The following is a 21026-nucleotide window of genomic DNA, read 5'->3' on the forward strand; positions in this document are numbered from 1 at the left end:
AACGTATAAGGCGTGTTGTTCATGGGGTTCAAAAAATCACTGCCGGCTGTCATCCTTGTGATGGCCCCGGCAGTCTGTTTATTACTCATAGCGGCCTCCATCCTGTATGGGGCCAAGAATATTACGATGGATACCGTCTGGGATTCCATCTTTGCTTTTGACTCGGAGAGTGTTGATCATCAGATTATTATGAGCTCCCGAATGCCAAGGGTAGTAGGCGCGATGCTCATCGGTGCCTTCCTCGCGGTTTCAGGAGCTTTAATGCAGGGCATGACGCGGAACTATCTGGCTTCACCATCCATTATGGGGGTGTCTGACGGTTCTGTGTTTGCCGTCACGCTGTTTATGGTATTTATCCCGAATGCCAGCTCCAATATGTACATCGTCAGTTCATTGATCGGTTCGGCCATCGGGGCTGCCGTTGTGTTCGGATTGGCGTGGCTCATACCGAATGGGCTCAGTCCGGTTCGGCTGGCTATACTCGGTACCGTGATCGGTACGTTTCTTAGCGGGACTGCAGAGGCGATAGCCGCCTATTTTCAAATCTCGCAAAACATCAGCTTCTGGTACAATGCCCGGCTGCATGCAATGGACCCTGAGCTGATCAAGCTGAGCATTCCTTTTGCTATCGTTGGTCTATGCCTTGCCATCGCATTGTCCAAATCGATCACACTCCTGTCGCTTGGAGATGAGACGGCCAAGGGGCTTGGTGTGAATACATGGCTGATCAAAGCCCTCGCGATGCTGGCGGTTGTTATTCTGACAGGCGTGTCGGTGGCGCTGGCGGGCAAGGTTGCCTTTGTGGGCTTGATTATCCCTCATATAGCCCGGTTCCTGTCAGGTTCCGATTATCGATGGATTGTACCCGTCTCGGGAGTATTAGGCGGCATGTTTCTTGCGTTATGTGATATTCTTGCGCGCTTTGTGAATTTCCCGTTTGAAACGCCGGTCGGTGTCATTACATCAATAATCGGGGTTCCTTTCTTCCTGTATCTGATCAAGACGAGGGGAGGGGCGCAGCGTGCGTAACACGTATTATCGATTCCCGCTTGTGGTTGCTGGAGGAATTGCTATTGTCTTGACGGCGATATACTTCAGTTTGACGAACGGAACCTTTGACATGTCGATTAAGGAAGTATTCCAGACGCTGCTCCGGTTGAATCCCAATTCGGACTTCGATCTCGTTGTGTTTGAATTCCGTCTTCCGCGCATTGTACTTGGTGCACTCGTAGGATTTGCGCTGGGCATGGCCGGGGCCGTTATTCAGGGCGTAACGCGTAATGGACTTGCAGACCCGGGCATTCTCGGCATCAATGCCGGCGCAGGCATGGCGGTTGTTCTGTTCATGTTCTTACTGCAGGGGCAGATCACGATGTCAGGCTGGCTTGGGGTTATGATGATGCCCATGTTTGGCGTTGCAGGCGGGTTAGCAGCGACAACGGCCATATTTATGTTTGCCAGAGAAGGCGGGAAGCTGGACCCGCAGCGGCTTATCCTGGTGGGTATTGCGATTGCTTCCGGTTTTGGGGCCATAACGATGTTCTTCTCTCTCAAAATGAACCCGTCGGATTACGAGATGGCCGTAGCTTGGCTGGCCGGCAGCCTTCACAGTGCCAATTGGAAGTTCGTGGTCACTATGCTGCCTTGGCTCATTATTTTGCCGCCTGTTATATGGTTCCGCTCACAGGTGCTCGACTTGTTCCAGCTTAGTGAAGAAAGCGTGAAGAGTGTAGGGGTATCTGTAGAACGTGAGAAAAATATTTTGCTGCTGTGCAGCATCGGCTTGATCAGCGCGAGTGTTGCCGTGTCCGGCAGCATTGGATTTGTCGGTCTGATCGCTCCGCATCTGGCCAGACAGCTGGTGGGACTGCGGCACAGGCATATCATACCTGTCAGCGGCATAGCCGGGATGGCGATTGTTGTCATCGGCGATTTCATCGGCCGAACGATATTTGCTCCGGCCGAACTGGCTGCAGGGATTGTGGTGTCTGTGATCGGAGTGCCTTATTTCATCTATCTATTGATTCGCATGAGAAAATAAAAGAAGCTTTCGGGAGGATTACATGAATCGTTATCAGCAGCTGGTGGTTGAGAACAGGGAACTCAAACTGTATTTGCCTCCTTCTTATCAGGATGATTCGGAACGCTTTTATCCTGTTGCCTATGTGCAGGATCATGGAGATTTGTTCATGGACTGCCTGAATTATGTGGAGCATTTGTTTTCAACCGGGCAATTGGATGAAGTTATCCTGGTCGGAATATCACCTGTAAACCGCAATGATGAGTATACGCCATGGCCGGCAGATTCTCTGCTGGATGGGAATCCCCCCTTCGGAGGGCAGGGCAGAGCCTACGTAGACGAAGTGGCTGACGTCATTAAAGTCCACATTGACGGACAATACCGGACACTACCTGAGCCTGGACATACGGCGATTATCGGCGGCTCCTTTGGCGGGCTGATCTCGATGTTTGCGGGATATTGGCGTCCCGAGAGTTTTGGAAGAATCGGGATGCTGTCGGCTTCGCTGTGGTATGAGGGGGTTATGGATTTCATCAGGCAGCAGGGGAGCCTGCCAGCCAGCCTGAGGGTATTTATGTCTGTGGGGCGTCAAGAGGGTGTATATAAGAAAAATGCACAGAAGAATATGTTCCCTAATAACCTTGAGGCCCATCGGTTTTGGGGTGAAAATGGGATGAGCAAGCAGCGACTGCAGCTGAAGGTAGATCCGGATGGAACCCATGACGCCATCTTTATGGCCAGAAGATTTCCCGATGCACTGCAATGGTTGTTCATGAAGGAGGCCCAAGGGGAGGAGCTGAAGGCGAAGCAAGCTCAGGGTGAGGGGCCAAGCGCCCAGCCTAACGACAGCTTGTTTCACATACCCGGGACGGTGACCTGGTCTATGCAGTCCGACCTTACGGGCCGTGAATACCGTATCTTCATCGCCGAGCCGATGGGACCTCCGCCCGAGGGCGGGTATCCTGTGTTGTATTCACTGGATGCCAATGCTACCTTCGGATCGCTTGCAGAGGCGATTCGCATTCAGTCTCGTACGCCCCGCGGCATCCCTGCGGCTCTTATTGTGGGCATCGGCTTTGACAGCGACAGTCCTATCGTGAGTAATGAGCGTTTCTATAACTTTACGGAATATGCGGATACCGATGAGCTGCCGGTCCGTCCCAATGGATTTCAATGGCCGGAGACAGGCGGTGTCGAGGCATTTCATGCGTTCATCGAGGATCAGCTGAAGCCAGCAGTAGAACGGCAGTATCCGGTAAACCTTGCGAAGCAGGCGTTATTTGGGCACTCGCTGGGGGGTTATTTTACCTTGCATACACTGTTTACCAGGCCGCAGGCCTTTCAGCGGTACATAGCGGCATGTCCCTCCGTATGGTGGAAGAACTACATGCTGTACAAGCAATGGGAAGAAGGGAAAGCGCGTATACTGCAAACTGGACAGCGCAAAGAGCTGCACATATATGTCGGAGCTCAGGAGAAACCGTCCATGGTTCAAGACGCCAGAGAGCTGTATGCGTTTCTCAAGGGGCAAGAAGACGTGCTGGAAACCGCTTTTACCGAAATTGAGGGGGAAGGGCATGTATCGGTGCTGCCGGCTCTCATAAGCCCTCTGCTTCGTTTTGTGAGCGCGTAATATACGAAAGATCGCCGAATGATGAATAAGCAGCTTCGCCTTCCGTATTATTCGGATGACGAAGCTGCTTATTTGTGCTGTATTATGTATTCATCTAATCAGGTATCTGGGGATCATCCAGGATGGAGGAATATTTGGGGTATAATCTGCGGATGCAATCGGGACAAATATCATGTGTGAATTCAATCGGGAGACGACTCTCCAAATAGCTCTCGACCGGCTCCCATTCTTCGGCATGGCGCACGTATTTGCATACGGCACAGATCGGAATGTGTCCCGGCAAGGGATAGCTGTGGGCCAGTGCTTGCTCCAGCAGCAGCTCCTTGTGCTTAAACTTCGTAATGTCAGTGAAGGAGAGCATGGCTCCATGGATAAGGTTGTCATCACTCATAAGCAGCGGCATGACCTCGCATAGCACCCAGATATCTTGACCGTTCCCATTCACTGCATATTCAAAGGAATATTCAGGCAGCTTTCCTGCTATAACATCCTTGATGGCAGGGAAGTCCACCACATCAAAAAAATGATCGAATGAGGCCTGTCCCAACTGCTGGGAAGTGATATCAAAAAAGGATGTCCCCTGCCACTTGAACTCAGGGGAAACACCGTATTGTTCGGCCATGGCAATGAGCGGATCGTTCATTTTGTCGATGATGCCGTCGGGGGTAATGATCATCAGTCCCTTGTTCAAGGAGTGAACTGCATTGTTCCAAGATGTGATTATGGTATCGTAGGGCAAAATTACTCGCTCCTCGTACTAAATAGACTCATGAGTAAAAGATACAACGATCTATGAGTACTATGGTATAATTTAGGCAATATATATTGATTATACACTTAATTAAGTCATTGTGCAAGAAAAAATTACGTACATAAGATATTTTCTTTTTAGAGAGAATTAGGAAGGCGGTTGTTTAATGCAGTCTATTTACCAACGAATCGAACATCTCATAGAAAGCCGGGGTATGACCAAGAAGGCGTTTTGCGAAACCCTCGGGATCAGCACAGGAAATTTTGGTGACTGGAAGAGGGGGAAAACAACGCCGAGCACAAATAAATTGATTGAGATCGCTGCATTCTTCTCCGTGAGTCTGGATTGGCTGATTATTGGCAAGGGCAGTCCCAATACTCGGGTCAGGGAATCCCGGGGAGAATATGAAGTGGACCCGGAAGCGGCTGATCTTGCCATGTCGGGACTTGCAGAGAATGAGAAGGAGTTCATTCGCGAATATATTGAATTTTCTGCTTACCGCAAGGATAAGAGAAATGACAAGACATAGCTATGCAGGTGCCGAATTTGGAGCTCAATAATTAACTCTTTACTTTTGTATTGCAGAACAGTATAATAGGGAATGTTCGCTACAGAACTTCCCTTATACTATGCGGTAGTGGTGGAATGGCAGACACGCTATCTTGAGGGGGTAGTGGGTGTATACCCGTGGAGGTTCGAGTCCTCTCTACCGCATACTTTAGAAAAAGCTGTGATTGAAGTGGAATCATCCATTTGAATCACAGCTTTTTTTGCTGTTTTTTATGATTGGTAAATAAGGTGTTTCCTGAGAACTGCCCTATTTGTCGTTTCAATCTGTGCCATAAGTTTAAAGAGTACATGTAGAGATCATAATAGGGTATGAAGGAGATGAACGAGCATGAAACCATTATACACAGCAGATGTAAAAGTCATTGGAGGACGTGAAGGTTCCGTTGAATCTACGGATGGAGTTCTTCATCACAAATTAAGCATGCCGAAGGAACTGGGAGGACCCGGCGGGGATGGAACCAACCCGGAGCAGCTGTTTGCGGCTGGATACGGGGCTTGTTACGAAAGCGCCTTGGCTAATATAGCCCGTAAAGAAGGCGTGCAGCTTAAGGATGTTGTGATCCACTCCCAGGTGATGATCGGAAAAGACGAAGGTGCTGACGGCTTCAAGCTTGCGGTGAAGCTGAAGATTGAAATGCCGGGTATCGAACGAAGCCAGGCCGAGGACCTCGCCAAAAAAGCGCATGCGTTCTGCCCCTATTCCAAGGCAACCCGAGGCAACATCGACGTGGAGTTAAGCGTAAGCTAACCATAAGAACAAGAATAAGAAATGGGGATGACTCTCTTATATGAGGGTCATCTTTTTTTGTCAGCTCAGCTTGCATATATGAAACTTTTTACATGAAACTCCGTATTTCTCCTTATGATTAAGTATTGAGAAAGGGGCACCTGGGATGCGTATTGAACAAATGATCGAGGAACGGTTTGTGTGCAGTAAATGCGGAGGCAATCACTGCCAGACGAAGGAGGTCTCCATGTCGGGAGCAGGACTAAGCAAGATGTTTGATATTCAGCACAACCATTTCCTGTTTGTTTCCTGCACAAACTGCGGATATGTGGAAGTGTTCAACCCGGATATATTGGAAGGGAAAAAGCGAGGCCAGCTTGGCTCGATCCTGGATGTGTTCTTCGGTTGACATCACCTCTAAAATTCTTTAATATGACTAAGTACCAGAAAGTACAAACCAGTCATAAGGAATTTAAATAAAATAAACGGGTGATGACATGCCATACAGACCGCATATTGCAAGTGTGACCACAGCTGGAAGCAATGACAAAGAAGGGCTATACGAATTCATTATCCACACGGCTGACGGAACGGATATTCGCGTATTCTACAACCGCTTCCCGGAATGGAAACTGACTGCGCTCAGCCGACTTGGGAAAGTACCTTGCCCGGTTTGTCGTAAAGATTTCATATGCAAATGCATGGAGAAATTCTCGAACGAATTCGACCAGCAGATGAAAGACGGCGAGTGGCTGAGTAAAGCTGCTGAGTAGTAAAACCAAAAATAGCGTACTTGATCAAGCGTAGGAGAGGGCTCCTGCGTTTTTTCTTTAAGGAAGAAAGTGTAAACTATTCGATTAGCGGCTTGCTAATCTTAACTTGCAAGAATGAGTTTTGCTGTATGCAATCTGTTGTCTGAGAAAGTACGTCGAGAGACGTGTTTTTTTATATAATACGAGGGGGCTGCGAACTATGGAGGATCAACGCATCGTAAATAATGAGGACTATGCCGTTGTGCTGATCGATGGCGTGTGCCATTTGTGCCAGGGGTTGACCCAATTCATTATTCGGAGAGATCCTGCGGGGGCGTTCCGCTTTGCTTCGCTGCAATCGGAGATTGGACAGGAGCTGCTGCGCCAAGGGGGATTTGATGGAGAGTCAACCGAAACGATGATATTGATTGAAAATGGGAAGTATTATACAAGGTCGACAGGTGCTCTTCGCATTGCACGGCGTCTTCGCTTTCCATGGTCGCTGTCGTATGCGCTCATCCTGATTCCGCCTGTCTTACGGAACCTGGTGTACCGCTGGGTAGCAAAGAACCGTTACCGCTGGTTTGGACGCTCCAACGAATGCATGGTTCCGACGCCGGAGATTCGGCGCCGGTTTTTATCCTAGATGAAGTCTTATTTTTAATGCTGATGTTCAGCTGTGCCTTCTTGAAATGTCGGGGTTTCCGCTTGGAGATAGGCAAGCTCTGCCTCGGACAATGCTCCGACGGCGAACGGTTTTTGGGGAATGATGATGGAGCCGTTATTGCCGCAATGAAGTTTAAAGAAATAAAGCCCCTCTTTATCGAAGGTTTTGGTTACTGTATACACACCTTCTCCTACCTCTACCGCATCCGTCATAGGCTCACGCAGGGAGCCGTCATGGCTCCACAGCTCGTAATGGACAAAGTCCGCACCCGGCACTCTTTGGCCGCCCTGGGTAAGGATGATCTCGATGGTCTCCGGTTGACTCACGGATAGTGTGTCGGGGATATTAACCTCGGCGATCAGCGGAATTTCCTTTTCGAACCGATTGGCTGCGTCAGGATTGGCCGAACAAGCACTCAGCAATAGGACCGACAGCAGAATGGACATTATAAAACGGCTTTTTACGATCATGAAACCGCCACCCCTTGTTATGGTTTGAATATGTTGTTCAGGCATTCAGAAATGTCTTGACAGCCGATATTCTCCGAACGATAAACCGATCGATGAGCCAGACGATGATGAGCGATAATCCCACCAGCGGGAACAGAATCCCCAGAGCGATGAAGAGCAGAAGGAATACTCTCCTATGCTTGGCATCCACCTCGGGTGCCTTCGGTGCTCCCAGCCCATGTTCCGGTTTTCTCTTCCACCACAAGTACAGACCGCTTACCGCGATTAGAACGATTCCCACGCATATAAGCAAACTGAAGATCTGGTTTACGATGCCGAATTGGGTTCCTTTATGCAGCGTAATCCCAAGGGCGACGGCTTTGCCGACCGATCCGTAATGATCATAGCGATAATCTGCCAAAACCGCTCCGCTGTACTGGTCGATATGCATCGTGGCCTCATCCTGGGCTTTAGGCGGATAGGCGGACAGCGTATAGACACCATCCGCTTGCTGCGGGATGCTGATCGTATAGCTCGGATGAATGCCCTCGCTTCTCGCGACATACATTACATCTTCGATCGGAAGCGGAGTGAAGTCGGAGATGCTGGAGTTCGGCACCTCCAGATTCTCTGCAGCCCAGGGTACTTCTGCCACGTCCTTGGTCTGCACCACATGGGAGGATGGCGCGCTGCCAGACCAGATGGACGGAGGGTAGCCGGCACCGGTATTGGTTGCCACGGTCTGAAAGTTGCTGCCCCACAGGCCTGACCATGGCAATCCGGTCATGATGAGAAATAACATGCCTGCTGCAACCCAGAAGGCGGGAACGGCATGCAGATCCCTGCGGAGAATTTGCTTGCCCTTGCCGAGCCTTGGATACAGGACGCCGGCAAGGCTTCTCTTCTTCTTGGTTTTGCTTTTGTTTTTATTTTTCGGAAGCCATAAATACAGGCCGGTCAGGATGAGCACAATCGCCCAGCAGGCGGCTAGTTCGACGATTCGGTCTCCGATCGTCCCGACCATCAGCTCACCGTGGAATTCCTCGATCTTGTCCATTATGCGGTCTTTGTCTTTCAGCTCGCCAATTTTCTCTCCCGTATAAGGATTCATGAAGACGGTCATGGATTCATTGCCAGAGGTCATGCTGATTTCCGTGGAGCGGGAGTCCGACTCGCCGGGGCGATACTTGGTAATGGTAGCATCAGGGTAGAGCTCTTTAACTTGTCCGACCAGCTTGCTTGGAGTTACCCGTTCAACCTGAGGGGTTACCGTGTAGTAGTCCCGATATAGCGCTTGTTCAATCTGGGGCTTAAATAAGTAAACGGAGCCGGTTATAGCCAGGATGATCAGAAAAGGAGCAAATAGGATGCCGGCATAGAAGTGCCATCTCCAGACGGTTTTGTACAGTGCGGCAGAGCTTGGATTAAGCGGCTGGCTTTCATTGGGCTGGGCTGCTGGTGTTTTCTTTTTCCCCATGACTCGTGGCTCCTTTTCACATACGGCTAAAATGTATATAAGATGAACATGAATGTTCATTTCATATCCTGAAATTCAATTCTAATTGCGAGGCGCCCGGAAGCCGGCCTGGACGGCTTCTTCCTCCGTGCAGAACCACTGCTCCTGCTTCGTGCGATCATAATAGGGAGATTGGGGAGTATGGTAGATTTTTTCGCCTTTGGAATTGATATTCCCTTTAATGTCGCAGCCTTGCTTGGGCTTCTCGCGGTTCTCAATCGGCGTTTTGGTTGTTGGGGCGCTATTGTTATTATTGTTGTTTTTATTCGCGTCCTGTTCTTCCGGATGGAATCCGTCTTCCTGGGCGTAGTTCTCTACGCTCCATATGCCGAGAGCCTGCTCCCGGCTGATTCGCTGCAAATCGTCGAATTTGTCAACGTACCGGGTGTTGGGCGGATAGATGTAGGCGACACGTGCGAGTCCTTCCTGAAGCAGCGCTTCCTGAACCATGGTTCCATCGGCATAAACGTAGGCGAGCAGCCTGGAGTATTTATCGCGGTTCGGACCGATGTCAAATTCCAGTTCCAGCCGATCGGCTTGTTCCACCAGTTCCTTTGTAAAGGCTTTGGCCTCGGGCCCGAATGGCTGTACGCCCAATTTCGGATGACTGGTTTCGGGCGTATCGATCAGCAGCAGCCGAACATTTTCCTTTTTTCCTTCAAACATAACACTGATGGTGTCTCCGTCTATGGCTTTGACCAGCTCTACCGCAACCCTCGGGAGATTGAGGTCATCGGTTGGGTAGGCCGCTGTATTGGAGCTGGCCGTGTCCGTGCCGGACTTGGCTTGGGTTGAAGTCTGCTCGCTGGATGTTGCTGGAGACATTATTGGCTGGCTGCAGCCTGATAATAGAAGCAAGGCAGCTAGTATAGCGGTTAACATTCGTTGTTTCACTTGTTGTCACTCTCCTGGCATGTATGTATTCGTCCAGATAGTATAGGAGTTTATATAGGTTCATTCTATATAAGTAGTTACTATTTAGAGAACATTAGTTCTAATCCTATATAGTAGTGCATATATCCACGTTTTGACAATAGTGATTAAGGGCTATCTATGTAATAAAAATAAATCTTGCCGTTCTGCAGCAACTGTGATATTCTAATGTCAAATTATAGCAGACAACGGAAGCACCGTTCATTGACCGCGATTACGCGGCATGAACGGTGCTTTTTTGCGTTGTTGCAGAAGAGAGGGATTGGCTTTATGATACCGGCCCGAATTGTGCTGGCAGTGCAGGATTCCCGGTATGTCGAACCGCTGCTGAACTATGCGTATGGCAGTTCCTACGGATCAGCTCTGCAAGTGACGGCATTTACCCGCATGGATTCATTTCTTCATTATATGAGCTCGGGGGAAGTACCGAATCTGGTCGTGGGGGATGCTGAAATGTTGGAGAGCTGGCTCAGCCGGGGGGATGCCCCCGTGCCTTGGCTGCTTCTTAGCGAAGGTGATTCACCACTCTCACGGATGGAAGACGGCAGCAGTACGCCCAAGTATCAGCCCCTGCCTCAGCTGCTGGAGGTCATGATAGCCTGCTGTAAGAGAAATGGCGGCTCTTTAGAGAAACAGAATGCCGAAACGACACCGGTTATCGGCATTGTATCTCCTCTTGGAGGGAGCGGCAAGTCGACGATCGCAATGAATATGGCGAAGCAGCTGGGCGTGTTGGGGCTGAGAGTGTTCTATCTTAACTTGGAGACGGTGAACAGCAGCGCATTGTTTCCTTCCGGCTCGGTAGGCATGGAGGGAAGCTTCTCCAGATTGCTGTACGACATGAAGGCCTCGCAAGAGTTGGCTCCAAGGACAGAGGTGTCGATAACCCCTTACATTGTCAGGCATCATAGCCTGAAGTGTGATTCCTTTGAGCCGAGTTTCAATGTGAAGGAAATGACGGAGATGACCCTGGAGGATACGTCTTTGCTGTTGACCTCTCTAGTTTCTTGTCATCACTACGATGCCATTGTGGTGGATACGGAAGGGTACATGGGGGAACGAATGCAGGCCGTTCTCGAACAAGCCGAGCTGCTGATCTGGGTTCTATTGGATGATCTTATTAGTATGCATAAGTGCTGTGTATGGATGGATCAGTTGGAATTAAAGAACACTGCACTCTTCGGAAGTATGAAGAAGCGCAGTCGATTCATTGTCAATCGGTTTACTGGCCAACTGGTGAACAGTCTCCCCCGCAAGGATATTGGTATTGACGATGTACTGCCTTATATTCCTTCATGGAAGCAGCTCCATCAAGAGGAGCTGCTGTTGTCCTCACCCATATACCAGAGGGAAGTATTGAAGCTCTGTCAGCAGCTGTTGGATAACTCGGGTATTAGGCCAGCTCTTGCAGGCGGAGGGTAGCGAATATGATGGAAGATCAATTCAAGTCCGTCCGTGATCAGGTTCGGTCTGAGCTGGACATGAGCTCCAGCGTGAACAACTCGGAGTTGATGGCCCGCATCGAGGAGATGGTGTGGAGAAGGCGCGAGCTTTTGGAGCTAACGGCCGCAGAGAAGCGCAGGCTGGTGCGGAGAGTGTATGATTCCTTTCGCGGGTTGGATGTGCTTCAGCCCTTAGTGGATAACCCCAGAATAACGGAGATTATGATCAACAGCCATCAGGATATTTTCATTGAGCAGGATGGTGAGGTGAAGAAGCTGCCGCTCCAATTCGAGTCGCAGAGCCGCCTCGAAGATATCATTCAGAGCATTGTCGGTACGGTAAACCGTGTAGTAAACGAGTCAACACCTATTGTAGACGCGAGATTGAAGGATGGCTCGCGGGTTAACATTGTGCTTCCCCCCATAGCACTGAAAGGCCCGACCATGACGATTCGCAAATTTCCGGAATCGCCGATGACGATGCATGATCTGGTCGAAAGGGGGGCGTTATCGGAGGAAGCGGCAGAACTGCTCCGGGTATTGGTCAAGGGCAAGTACAACATTTTTATAGGCGGTGGAACAGGCTCGGGGAAGACAACCTTCCTGAATGCCCTATCGCAGTATATTCCGCCTGATGAAAGGGTCATAACGATTGAGGATTCGGCAGAATTGAAGATCGTAACCATTCCAAACCTGGTGTCACTTGAGACACGGAATGCCAACACAGAAGGCCGGGGGGAAATCGCCATGCGCGATCTGATCCGTTCATCGCTGCGGATGCGTCCCAATCGGATCGTGGTGGGTGAGGTTCGTGGAAGCGAGGCGCTGGATATGCTGCAGGCGATGAATACCGGGCATGACGGAAGTCTGTCGACAGGTCATGCCAACAGCACACAGGATATGATCAGCCGCCTGGAGACAATGGTGCTGAGCAGTGCGGATCTCCCAATCAGTGTGGTCCGTCAGCAAATCAGCTCGGCTATTGATGTATTCGTTCATTTATCGCGGCTAAGAGATCGTTCGCGGCGCGTAACGGAGATTAGCGAAGTGATCGGGATGAACGGCGGGGAAGTGCTCTTGAACCCGCTGTATCGATTCCGTGAGAGCGGGGAAGCGTCCGGCCGGGTTATTGGGGGCCTTGAACCTTGCGGTAACCCACTTCGATGCTCGGACAAGCTTCAAATGGCCGGGATTACGGATTGGCCGCTGAGGAAGATCGTGGGGGTGGCGGAATGAACCGGCCTCACAGCTCAGTCCCGATTTCCGAGAAGGAACAAGGCGAGCAGGCGATGAAACGGCGTAAGGCTGGCGGGAAGGCCGAGCGAATTACCGCTCAACGAACGAACACCCTTCCGGATTACAGTGTATATCACCTCTCGATAAGACAAAGAGCGGCATGTGTCATCCTTGGCGGAGTTCTGTTTTCTTTCATCGGTTATCTATTTTATCACCATTTGATTTTGTCATTGTTGCTTGGCGCCGGTGGTTTGATGATTCCTAAGTTTTGGCGCCGATTTATGTTGGATCGCAGACGCAAGACGTTGAATCTCCACTTTAAGCAGGCTCTGTACTCTTTGTCCTCATCGCTGTCGGCTGGCCGTTCCGTAGAGAACGGGTTCAGGGATGCGGTACAGGATTTACTGCTGCTCGATCCCGGAGCTAGCAGTGATCTGATCTTTGAGCTTAAAGTCATTGTGTCCCGTTTGGAATACGGTGAACCGATTGAAGTGGCGCTGCAGGATTTTGCCCGGAGAGCAGGGATGGAGGATATTACGAATTTCGCAGATGTTTTCTCAACGTGCAAACGAACAGGCGGCGATCTGGTTGAAGTCGTTCGCAGAACCTCTTCCGTCATCGGAGAAAAGCTGGACATACAGCAGGAGATATCCGTGATGATTGCCCAGAAGCGGTTTGAATCCAAGGCGCTGCTGGCTGCGCCGTTCCTGCTGCTGCTGTTCATGAATATGACGTCTCCCGATTACATGGAGCCTATGTACAGCGGAGCCGGGATCTTGATTTCAACCTTTGCATTGGCTGCTTTAGGAGGCTGTTTCCTGTGGATTAGCAAAATGATGAACATCAAGGTGTAAGGAGGTGAAGCGGGCATGTTGACATGGATATCCGGTGCGCTGATGGTTCTGCTTGTGGGTGGTTGGGTGGTGCTGAATCAAATGTGCGGCGAACGATACCATCGTCTTAGCAAGTTGTCCATGGCGGGACTGAGACTGCAAAGGCTGGCTCCGCCTCTGCTGTTCATGCTGGAGCGGGGGAAGGTTCCGATGCGCATTCCGATTGTCTTCTATCGGATGCAGGGCTCCGTCCAGAAAATATACGGCTTGCGGCACAGTGCAGAAATGACGCTGCTGTTTATGGCCGAGGCACTTGCGTATACATGGCTAATTTGGATCGGTGGATGTATATGGGCATTGTTATCGGGAGAGGTTATGGGGCTTATAGCGGGATTGGGGTTAGGCGCATTGCTACCCGTTGCTTTGGTTAAGGATCTGCATAAAAAAGTGATGCTGCGCGAGCAAGAAATCATTATGGAGCTGCCGGAGCTTCTAAACAAGATTGTGCTGCTTGTTGGGGCAGGAGAAACGGTGCAGCGGGCAGTGATTCACTGTGTAGAACGGAACAAGGATATGAATCATCCCCTGTATGCCGAGCTTAAGAGAATGGTGCTGGAATGGGAGGGAGGCCATCCGTTCCAGCAAGCCTTCGAGCAGTTTAACAAACGATGCGGCGTTCAGGAAGTGTCGATATTTACAACTACGGTTCTGCTTAATTTTCGTCGAGGCGGAAATGACTTTGTACTGGCGCTTCGGGATCTGTCGCGTGTGCTGTGGGAGAAGCGCAAGGCCATCGGAAGAACAAGGGGGGAGCAGGCCTCCTCGAAGCTGGTGCTGCCGATGGTCGTAATTTTTATGATTGTAATTGTTTTGCTTGGAGCACCTGCATTTATGATGATGAACATGTAGAAGGGATCGGTGTATGAATATGATGCTAACCGTGATGAAGAATGGAATGAAGGCTTTTTGGAAGGATGAGAAAGGGATTGGAACGCTCGAGATGATCCTAATCCTCGTTGTTATTTTAATTATTGCGCTCATATTCAAGGATCAGATTACGTCGCTGGTTAATAATCTGTTTGATTCTGTGAATAACAAGAGCGAGGAGTTCCTTGAATAAGATGCTTGCGAGGAAATGGAAGGACGAGAGAGGAAGCTTCACGGTTGAAGCTTCCCTGGTTCTTCCCATTGTGTTGATGGTGACGGCTTTGCTTCTGTTTCTATGCTTATATATCTATCAACAGTCTATGCTGGTCCAAGCTTCAGCTGCAGCTTCCGAACGGACTGCGTATGCCTGGGACAACAGCCATAAGGTTTCAGCCTCGGGATCTGTGGAGCTGGGGCAGCATGATTCACTATATTGGCGGTTGACGGATGATCATGTGTTAGGAACTCTATTTGGTTTGGCCGGGGGAGACGAGACGAGGTCAATCTCATTGCCGCAAGGCGAGTCTGCTGGCGGAAAGCTGCCTGAGCTTAAGATGTACAAGGGAGGTATGGCTGTGCCGTCAAGTATGGCGGGAGAGATGCGGTATACCAATCAACTGCTCATTCGAAAAGTAACAACGTCATTAAACGAGCAAGTATCGCTTACGCCGCTCAGCCGGATGTTAGATGATGGCGGTCAGATCAAGGTAAGCGGACAATCAATTGTGGTTGATCCTGTCGAGTTTATTCGGACGGTAGATTTGATGCGCTATTACGGATCGAAGTTTCAAGGCGGAGGCAATGGAACGGATAAGGCTGCTGCAGGAGAAGTTCTACAAAAGTTCGGAGGTCCGCGATAGTCATGGGGAAACAAGGGGAAACAAAGTCGAGCAGGAGAAGAAAACAGGGAGTCCGGTCGTCTGATGGATCTGTATCTGTTTTTTTGATTATCGCATTGGCTGCTGTATTCATGTTTGTTGCCATATTTATTGATTATTCGCGTATAGCCGCCATGAAGGTGCAGAGCGAACGCCTGACAAGAGCAGCCGTACGTTCTGTGATGTCATCTTATGATCCGCAGCTGCAGAAGGAATATGGATTATATGCCTTTGGCGACAGCAGCGGGGATTTGATCATGGGCAATGTGTTGAATGATAGCCTCAATCCAGGAGATCGAAGCGATGCATTTCGGTTAATGGCAATGGAGCTCGACAGTTCAGGACTTGAACTGCAGCGTCCGCTGGGTACCTATGACATATTCAACCGGCAGATTATCGAGGATATGAAGTATAAAGCGCCGATTGATTTCACGCTGGAGCTTGTCAACAAGTTTAAACCGTTGTCGCAGTCCATGAAGGAAGCTTCTAATACGGTAGATGTGCTTAAGCAGCTTCGCAAATTGTATGACAGGCGGGAAGAGGCCCTCGATGAAATGCTGGTCAAGCAGCGCAGGGCAGGCGAATATGCAATCAAACTTTCGAAGCTGGTTATGGATCCGCCCGGACGATCCATCTACGATGCTTCGCTTGGAGGAAGTATTTCTACTGCTGCCGATGGGGCATCACAGTACCCCGATTATAAGGCTAAACAGCAGGAGGATGCGGACAGGCCTCCTAAGGAGAAGCTGTACACGCTGCAGCTTATGGCTTATCAGAACGGAATTTCTTCCATTGGTTCAGAAATTTCGAGTGAGGCCAGCAGGTTTCAGAAGGAGAAAGACAAACTTCTCGAAGATGCATATAAGCTGTGGGAGGAAGCAAGGAATCTGAACGATGAGATGAAGCAGGTTATCAAGGATTCGGAGAATCGTTCATCCAATAAAGGGTATGATCAGGTCACGAATGATGTAACACCGGGATCAACCGATTCATCCGGGTCAGAAGCGGAGATGATTCAATCTATCCGGAAACAGGCGGACAAATTAGTTCACAGCGATGAATTGATGAACAGTTTCCGGCAAGAGATTGAGGGGCAGGAGAGCCTATACCAGCAGGTTGTTCATGCGGTCTCTTCACTTCAATCTTCACTGGGCGGAGAGGGTATGAAAGGGGCTGTGCTTGAAGCTAGCCATGCCCTGCAGAATTATATCTCCAATTACGGAACTTCAGGCGGCAGCAACATAATAGACCGGCAGCAGGCAGCATTGGAGCAATTCCGGACATCAGATAAGGAACGCAAGGCGATGGAGAGACAAGCTAATCAGAAGCTGAAGCAGGCCACGAAAGTCATTGAGGTGATCAACGGACTGAACGGGCAGCATCAGGCTATGTTGGATGAGTTCCGGGAACTGCAGCAGTACTATGACGAAAGTCTTCAATTTAATGCCGAAGCAGACAGTATGAGCAAGGGAAAACCACTTCATGATGATCCTTATGAAGCAGGCAAAGATGCAATGGATAATATGGACGGTATGTTCGGATTCATGGGGAATGTGCTTGGTGGTGTTAGGGACGAATTGTTTCAAAACGAGTACGCTGTTCATTATTATCAGCATTTTGATATAGGGAATTTATCCGGTATTTTGGATGGTTCTAATGCAAGCGGAGATATTGCTCAAGAATTTGCCATCGGGAATCAGGAAGTGGAGTATATTCTGTATGGATTCCATAACCCTGCCGGGAATATATCGGCTGCTTATGCAGAGATATTTGCCTCCAGGATTGCTGTTCGGACAATGGAAGGATTTATCGTCAATAGCAAATTAGGAAATCCATTGGCTATTTTGGCTGCTGCCATACTGTATGGCATTGAAAAGGCTATAGAGGATATGATCCAGTTGTGTCAGACGGGGAGTATTCAGTTGTCTAGGTATGTCCCCGTTGAGCTGACATACCGGGATCATTTACGGATATTTCTGTTTATTCACAGCGATAACGAGAGGAAGCTGTCGCGAATGCTGGCATTGATTCGCCTGAACACCGGAATCAATCCTGCGGAACGATCGACCTACGCATCAGGTGAGGTCAGGACGGCCATGCGGCTATGGTTTCTTCCCGGGGTGACGAAGTCGCTTGGCGTTGTATTTGGAAGCGGCGGTGATGAGGTTCAGGGAAATCGTTACATTGTAAATCGCAGGGCGGATTTTTCTTATTAGGATTAGGGGTATTCGAATGAAACGATTAGCGGTGTTACAGAAGCCTCCCCGTAAGGATCAAGCGTCATCGGATCAAGGAAGTATGGTTGTTGAAGCAGCGCTTGTGCTGCCAATGTTCATGTTTTTTATTATTTTCCTCATATATATTGTGCAAATGACGCTGATATCGACAGCGCTGCAGAGCACGGTTTCGGACACCGTCAAAACCGTAGCAGCTCATATGTACCCTGTTTCCCTAGCCGTCCAAGGCAACTCGGTTGGTGGTGGGGCAGGAGAAAGCGGATCCCCCAGTACATCCCATTGGGAAATCCCAAAGTTGTCGCTTGCTGATTGGGCTTCTAATTACAGCGACTCCCTTCCTTCACCTGTTAATGAGTGGATTGTGCAAGCTGTAGCTTCAGGCGAGGAGCCGCTGCAGCAGCTCAAGAATCAGACCGTGGAAGCCGTACTGGATCCTGTGGTCAAACCGATGTTGAAGCCGTTTATGCCAGATCGTCTTTTGGACTATGACAGAATTCATGTATCCAATGTTCATATTCCGAATTTAAGAAGTGGAGAGAGTCCTTATTTCGGTATTGAGGTCAACTACGCCCTGCCCATTCGGGTCCCCTTCTTAAACAAACGTATTGTGCTGCAGGCGAAGGCTCAGGAGAGGCTGTGGATCGGGGATACCGGCGAAGGAGGGGCAGATTCGGGTAACGGCGACGGCTCGGAGACAAGCGGGGGGATCGAACTGCTTGAGAAGCCCAATCCGGCTGTGGCGAGCAAGCAGGCAAAAGTGAAAGTAAAAGTGGAGCCGGGAACCAGCGCGCAATTGTCCGTTTATTATAAGAGTGGTCAGAGTACGGCTAAATATTTGGGATGGGAGACCGCGGACGAGAGTGGCTATATCGAATGGGAATGGAATGTGGGATTTAACACCACGCCGGGTACGTGGCTGTTTGTTGTTGAGACAGCAGACGGGCAGCGAATGGAGGTGCCGTTTACGGTGGTTGCAAGGTCGGGTTAGACAAGATTTCGATAGGTTGGGTTCCAAAGAATGAGTGCATGTAGAAATGGCTTAAAGAAGCGTACTAGAGATGTGGCCTTAGAAGTGGCCAGCGATGTAACCAGAGATGTGACCCAAAAGGATCATTCTGAAGAAGCGTTCGTGCATACAGAAGTGAAATTCTATTAAGGCTATTCCAGCGAATAGTGACGACAGAGGAGGTTGATACGTATGGCCGTTGCCTATGGACTTTGTGCCGTTTATCTGATTGCGGCTTTCCTGACAGACCTTCGTTCCATGAAAATCCCCAATGCATTGACTGTTCCAGCTATGCTGCTGGGTCCTGTCTATCATGGCATTCTGGACGGATGGGAAGGCATGTTCTTTTCACTGAAGGGTCTCGGAGCAGGGTTCCTCATCTTGTTGATCATGTATTTTATAGGGGCCGTTGGAGCAGGTGACGTCAAGCTGTTTGGAGGCATAGGTGCCTGGACCGGTCTATGGTTTACGCTTCATGCAATTATGTATTCTGTCCTTTGTGCCGGTGTAGTCGGCCTGATCATACTTCTCTGGCGGAGGGAAACGATGAAACGAATTCGTAAAGTTGTTGGCAGTATTGCCGGAGTCTTTATTTTAAAGAGTGGGTTGCCGTGGCGTAATAATCAGGAGGAGCACTTGCGGTTTCCTTTCATGATCGCGGTCCTTCCTGGTGTAATCAGCACGTATATAGTACTGCACATGTAGGAGGCGGTCCTTATGTTCGGATTAAAGAGGGATTTTGTGCAAAACGGCGGAACGAGCATGGTTCTGGACCGGGCCGAGGGAATCCAATCATCAGAACTTAATCATGTGCAGCTGGGCATGATTCGATCTTCAAGAATTCCGCATTTTCTGAAGCTGCATATGAAAGAAGTCGATTACAAGGTGACGCTGGAATATGATATTACCGGCAAAAAGATGCTCTCTCAATCATTAAAAAGTGAGCGTATGACACTCACCGAATATTATGGGTTGCTGCTTCAAATCGCGACCGCTCTGGATGATAGCAAGCTGTATATGCTTCAACCGGAGAACTACATCCTTCATGAGGATTATCTATTTATTGAGGGTTCCATTCATCTAGGCACGCTATATTTAACTTATGTTCCACTTGCAGCTAATGAGACCGGTAGCAAGCAACTCCCTGTATCGCTCAAGGAGCTAATGACAAGGCTGCTCGCATCCGTGTCAGAGCTGAAAGGGGGAGGAATACAGGCACTGATGTCCTACTGCGGTGAACAAAGCTTTAATTTGCCGGGACTTAAGAGGCTTATTGTTGAATTACTTGCAGGGGAAGACGGTGAAGACCATCGACCAGCAGCGCAGATGAAAGGGGCAGTGCCTGCAAGAGTGGAGGGACTATCCTCATACTATAACGATATCCAACCAAATGGTATCTCCAAGCCTGACTCCGCCTTTACGGAATCGACACGTTTCCGGACAGCAGCGCCACATACGGAGAGTGACGTCAAGACGGATAAACAGAGTTTAATTCGAAGTCTGACTGAGCGTACAAATTTGAAGTTTGGGAGAATGGGCAGAGGCGAAGAGAAGAACACCCCTCATTCGGATTATTTCGACTCGGGTTCCAACGCTGCTTGGGCATCTGATACGGATTATGGAACGGACCCTGGGGCTTCGGAGCAAGACAAGTCCTCCCCGGTTCGTACCTATATTCTGTTAGGATGTTTACTGGCTGCAGCGGGAGTTTGGAGATTGTTGTATATGAGTCAACCGGGTGTGCTGATGCTGGCGTTGTCAGTCGTGATTACGCTTCTCCTTGCTGTTGTTGCCTGGCTTGGCTGGAGTGGAAAACTCCAGCTGCTCTCCCGGAGATCAGATGATTGGTCCGAATCGTTACCGATGTTTGAATCAACTGAGCTTAGCCCCCCGGGCCATTCCAAGTGGAAGTCCGTTCCTCGTTTCGAGGCAGATCCCTTATCAGGTCTTCTGACGGGAAATTCCAGCTCCACAACAGGAACAGGAACAGCAGATATGGAGCTTAGGGAGAGCAGGGAGAACTGGAGATGGAAGGTTCCCAAATCTCCAACCCATCCAGAGGACCATCAGAAACAAGCAGGCTACCCTCCGCAGGGGCAGGGCTATCCCTATTCGCATTCACAAGAGGCTGAACCTGCAGTCTCTTATGGCGAGGAAGGTGATTATTATGCTCAGTTGTCCCAGCGCACGGAGGTGCTTTCATCACATGGAGGCGGAGGGGCTACTGTACTGCTAGGTCCGGAAACGAAGCCTCCTGCTCATCCACATTCAGCAAGAACCTATCTGGAGCTGAACGAACCGAATGCAGCCGCCACGCAGCGGATTGAATTGACGCAACCCCATTTTATCATCGGCAGATCCCCTGATGTCGCGCAATTTGTTGCTCAGGGTGTGGGAACTTCGCGGGCACATGTCGAGCTCTCGCGTGAAGGTGGAGAATACGTATTAA

General features: G+C 49.7%; 22 protein-coding genes and 1 tRNA gene. 19 read left to right on the forward strand and 4 right to left on the reverse strand.

The annotated features are described in order from the left end of the window. Positions 1 to 21: 21 nt before the first annotated feature. From M2277_RS29775 to M2277_RS29785, 3 genes are read left to right on the forward strand one after another with little or no spacing between them, the layout of a single operon-like run. Positions 22 to 1029 (forward strand): FecCD family ABC transporter permease, encoded by a 1008-nt coding sequence (locus M2277_RS29775; RefSeq protein ID WP_063480489.1) that lies wholly within the window; start codon positions 22 to 24, stop codon positions 1027 to 1029. Further along, positions 1022 to 2041, forward strand: a complete 1020-nt coding sequence (locus M2277_RS29780; protein ID WP_006212374.1) for a FecCD family ABC transporter permease — start codon at positions 1022 to 1024, stop codon at positions 2039 to 2041. Before M2277_RS29775 ends, M2277_RS29780 begins: the two co-directional genes overlap by 8 nt. Positions 2042 to 2063: 22 nt before the next feature. Further along, positions 2064 to 3653 (forward strand): alpha/beta hydrolase, encoded by a 1590-nt coding sequence (locus M2277_RS29785; RefSeq protein ID WP_280756281.1) that lies wholly within the window; start codon positions 2064 to 2066, stop codon positions 3651 to 3653. A gap of 94 nt (positions 3654 to 3747) precedes the next feature. Here M2277_RS29785 and M2277_RS29790 read toward each other — a convergent pair whose 3' ends face one another. Further along, positions 3748 to 4392, reverse strand: coding sequence for a hypothetical protein (locus M2277_RS29790; RefSeq protein ID WP_006212372.1), 645 nt, complete (start codon positions 4390 to 4392; stop codon positions 3748 to 3750). A gap of 178 nt (positions 4393 to 4570) precedes the next feature. Here M2277_RS29790 and M2277_RS29795 point away from each other — a divergent pair, with 178 nt between their 5' ends. The 6 genes from M2277_RS29795 to M2277_RS29820 all read left to right on the forward strand — a co-directional run bounded on the left by M2277_RS29795 (position 4571) and on the right by M2277_RS29820 (position 7099). Continuing rightward, entirely contained in the window at positions 4571 to 4933 is a 363-nt protein-coding gene (locus tag M2277_RS29795; protein WP_006212371.1) for a helix-turn-helix domain-containing protein, read from the forward strand. 102 nt (positions 4934 to 5035) lie between these two features. Beyond that, positions 5036 to 5118 (forward strand) — tRNA-Leu (locus M2277_RS29800). A 184-nt stretch (positions 5119 to 5302) separates the two neighbouring features. After that, positions 5303 to 5722, forward strand: a complete 420-nt coding sequence (locus tag M2277_RS29805) for an organic hydroperoxide resistance protein (RefSeq protein ID WP_006212370.1) — start codon at positions 5303 to 5305, stop codon at positions 5720 to 5722. 145 nt (positions 5723 to 5867) lie between these two features. Then, positions 5868 to 6110: a zinc ribbon domain-containing protein gene (locus tag M2277_RS29810; protein WP_006212369.1), complete on the forward strand. Its 243-nt coding sequence runs from the start codon at positions 5868 to 5870 to the stop codon at positions 6108 to 6110. 88 nt (positions 6111 to 6198) lie between these two features. Then, positions 6199 to 6474 carry a hypothetical protein gene (locus M2277_RS29815; RefSeq protein ID WP_006212368.1) on the forward strand — a complete coding sequence of 92 codons (276 nt, stop codon included), beginning with the start codon at positions 6199 to 6201 and terminating at the stop codon, positions 6472 to 6474. 199 nt (positions 6475 to 6673) lie between these two features. Then, a complete protein-coding gene (locus M2277_RS29820; protein ID WP_006212367.1) occupies positions 6674 to 7099 on the forward strand; it encodes a thiol-disulfide oxidoreductase DCC family protein in 426 nt (141 codons plus the stop codon). Positions 7100 to 7113: 14 nt separating this feature from the next. On the opposite strand, the gene M2277_RS29825 is transcribed toward M2277_RS29820, so the two are convergent. The 3 genes from M2277_RS29825 to M2277_RS29835 form a co-directional block, all read right to left on the reverse strand. Beyond that, on the reverse strand, positions 7114 to 7590 hold the full coding sequence (locus M2277_RS29825; RefSeq protein ID WP_280756282.1) for a FixH family protein: 477 nt from the start codon (positions 7588 to 7590) through the stop codon (positions 7114 to 7116). Between the two features lie 37 nt (positions 7591 to 7627). After that, complete coding sequence (locus M2277_RS29830) at positions 7628 to 9046, reverse strand: PepSY-associated TM helix domain-containing protein (RefSeq protein WP_006212365.1); 1419 nt, start codon at positions 9044 to 9046, stop codon at positions 7628 to 7630. A gap of 81 nt (positions 9047 to 9127) precedes the next feature. Next, a complete protein-coding gene (locus M2277_RS29835) occupies positions 9128 to 9967 on the reverse strand; it encodes a thermonuclease family protein (RefSeq protein WP_440971544.1) in 840 nt (279 codons plus the stop codon). A gap of 321 nt (positions 9968 to 10288) precedes the next feature. Between M2277_RS29835 and M2277_RS29840 the strand changes: the two genes are divergently transcribed. The 10 genes from M2277_RS29840 to M2277_RS29885 all read left to right on the forward strand — a co-directional run. Beyond that, complete coding sequence (locus tag M2277_RS29840; protein WP_036642573.1) at positions 10289 to 11440, forward strand: P-loop NTPase family protein; 1152 nt, start codon at positions 10289 to 10291, stop codon at positions 11438 to 11440. Positions 11441 to 11445: 5 nt separating this feature from the next. Beyond that, positions 11446 to 12696, forward strand: a complete 1251-nt coding sequence (locus M2277_RS29845) for a TadA family conjugal transfer-associated ATPase (protein WP_280756283.1) — start codon at positions 11446 to 11448, stop codon at positions 12694 to 12696. 53 nt (positions 12697 to 12749) lie between these two features. After that, positions 12750 to 13550, forward strand: coding sequence for a type II secretion system F family protein (locus tag M2277_RS29850; RefSeq protein ID WP_172964031.1), 801 nt, complete (start codon positions 12750 to 12752; stop codon positions 13548 to 13550). Between the two features lie 15 nt (positions 13551 to 13565). Continuing rightward, a complete protein-coding gene (locus M2277_RS29855; RefSeq protein WP_280756284.1) occupies positions 13566 to 14438 on the forward strand; it encodes a type II secretion system F family protein in 873 nt (290 codons plus the stop codon). 19 nt (positions 14439 to 14457) lie between these two features. Next, complete coding sequence (locus M2277_RS29860) at positions 14458 to 14649, forward strand: Flp1 family type IVb pilin (protein ID WP_036642627.1); 192 nt, start codon at positions 14458 to 14460, stop codon at positions 14647 to 14649. Between the two features lies 1 nt (position 14650). After that, the gene (locus M2277_RS29865) at positions 14651 to 15316 is read left to right on the forward strand and encodes a TadE/TadG family type IV pilus assembly protein (RefSeq protein ID WP_006212358.1); all 666 of its coding nucleotides are present in this window, start codon (positions 14651 to 14653) and stop codon (positions 15314 to 15316) included. A gap of 2 nt (positions 15317 to 15318) precedes the next feature. Continuing rightward, positions 15319 to 17550, forward strand: a complete 2232-nt coding sequence (locus M2277_RS29870) for a hypothetical protein (protein WP_280756285.1) — start codon at positions 15319 to 15321, stop codon at positions 17548 to 17550. Between the two features lie 82 nt (positions 17551 to 17632). Beyond that, positions 17633 to 18559, forward strand: coding sequence for a TadE/TadG family type IV pilus assembly protein (locus tag M2277_RS29875; protein ID WP_152826702.1), 927 nt, complete (start codon positions 17633 to 17635; stop codon positions 18557 to 18559). A 210-nt stretch (positions 18560 to 18769) separates the two neighbouring features. After that, complete coding sequence (locus M2277_RS29880; RefSeq protein WP_036642560.1) at positions 18770 to 19282, forward strand: A24 family peptidase; 513 nt, start codon at positions 18770 to 18772, stop codon at positions 19280 to 19282. A gap of 12 nt (positions 19283 to 19294) precedes the next feature. Next, on the forward strand, positions 19295 to 21026 hold a 1732-nt coding region (locus tag M2277_RS29885; protein WP_280756286.1), incomplete at its 3' end, for a DUF6382 domain-containing protein.

This window comes from Paenibacillus sp. LBL, assembly GCF_029893715.1.
Taxonomy (GTDB): Bacteria; Bacillota; Bacilli; order Paenibacillales; family Paenibacillaceae; genus Paenibacillus_AQ; species Paenibacillus_AQ glucanolyticus.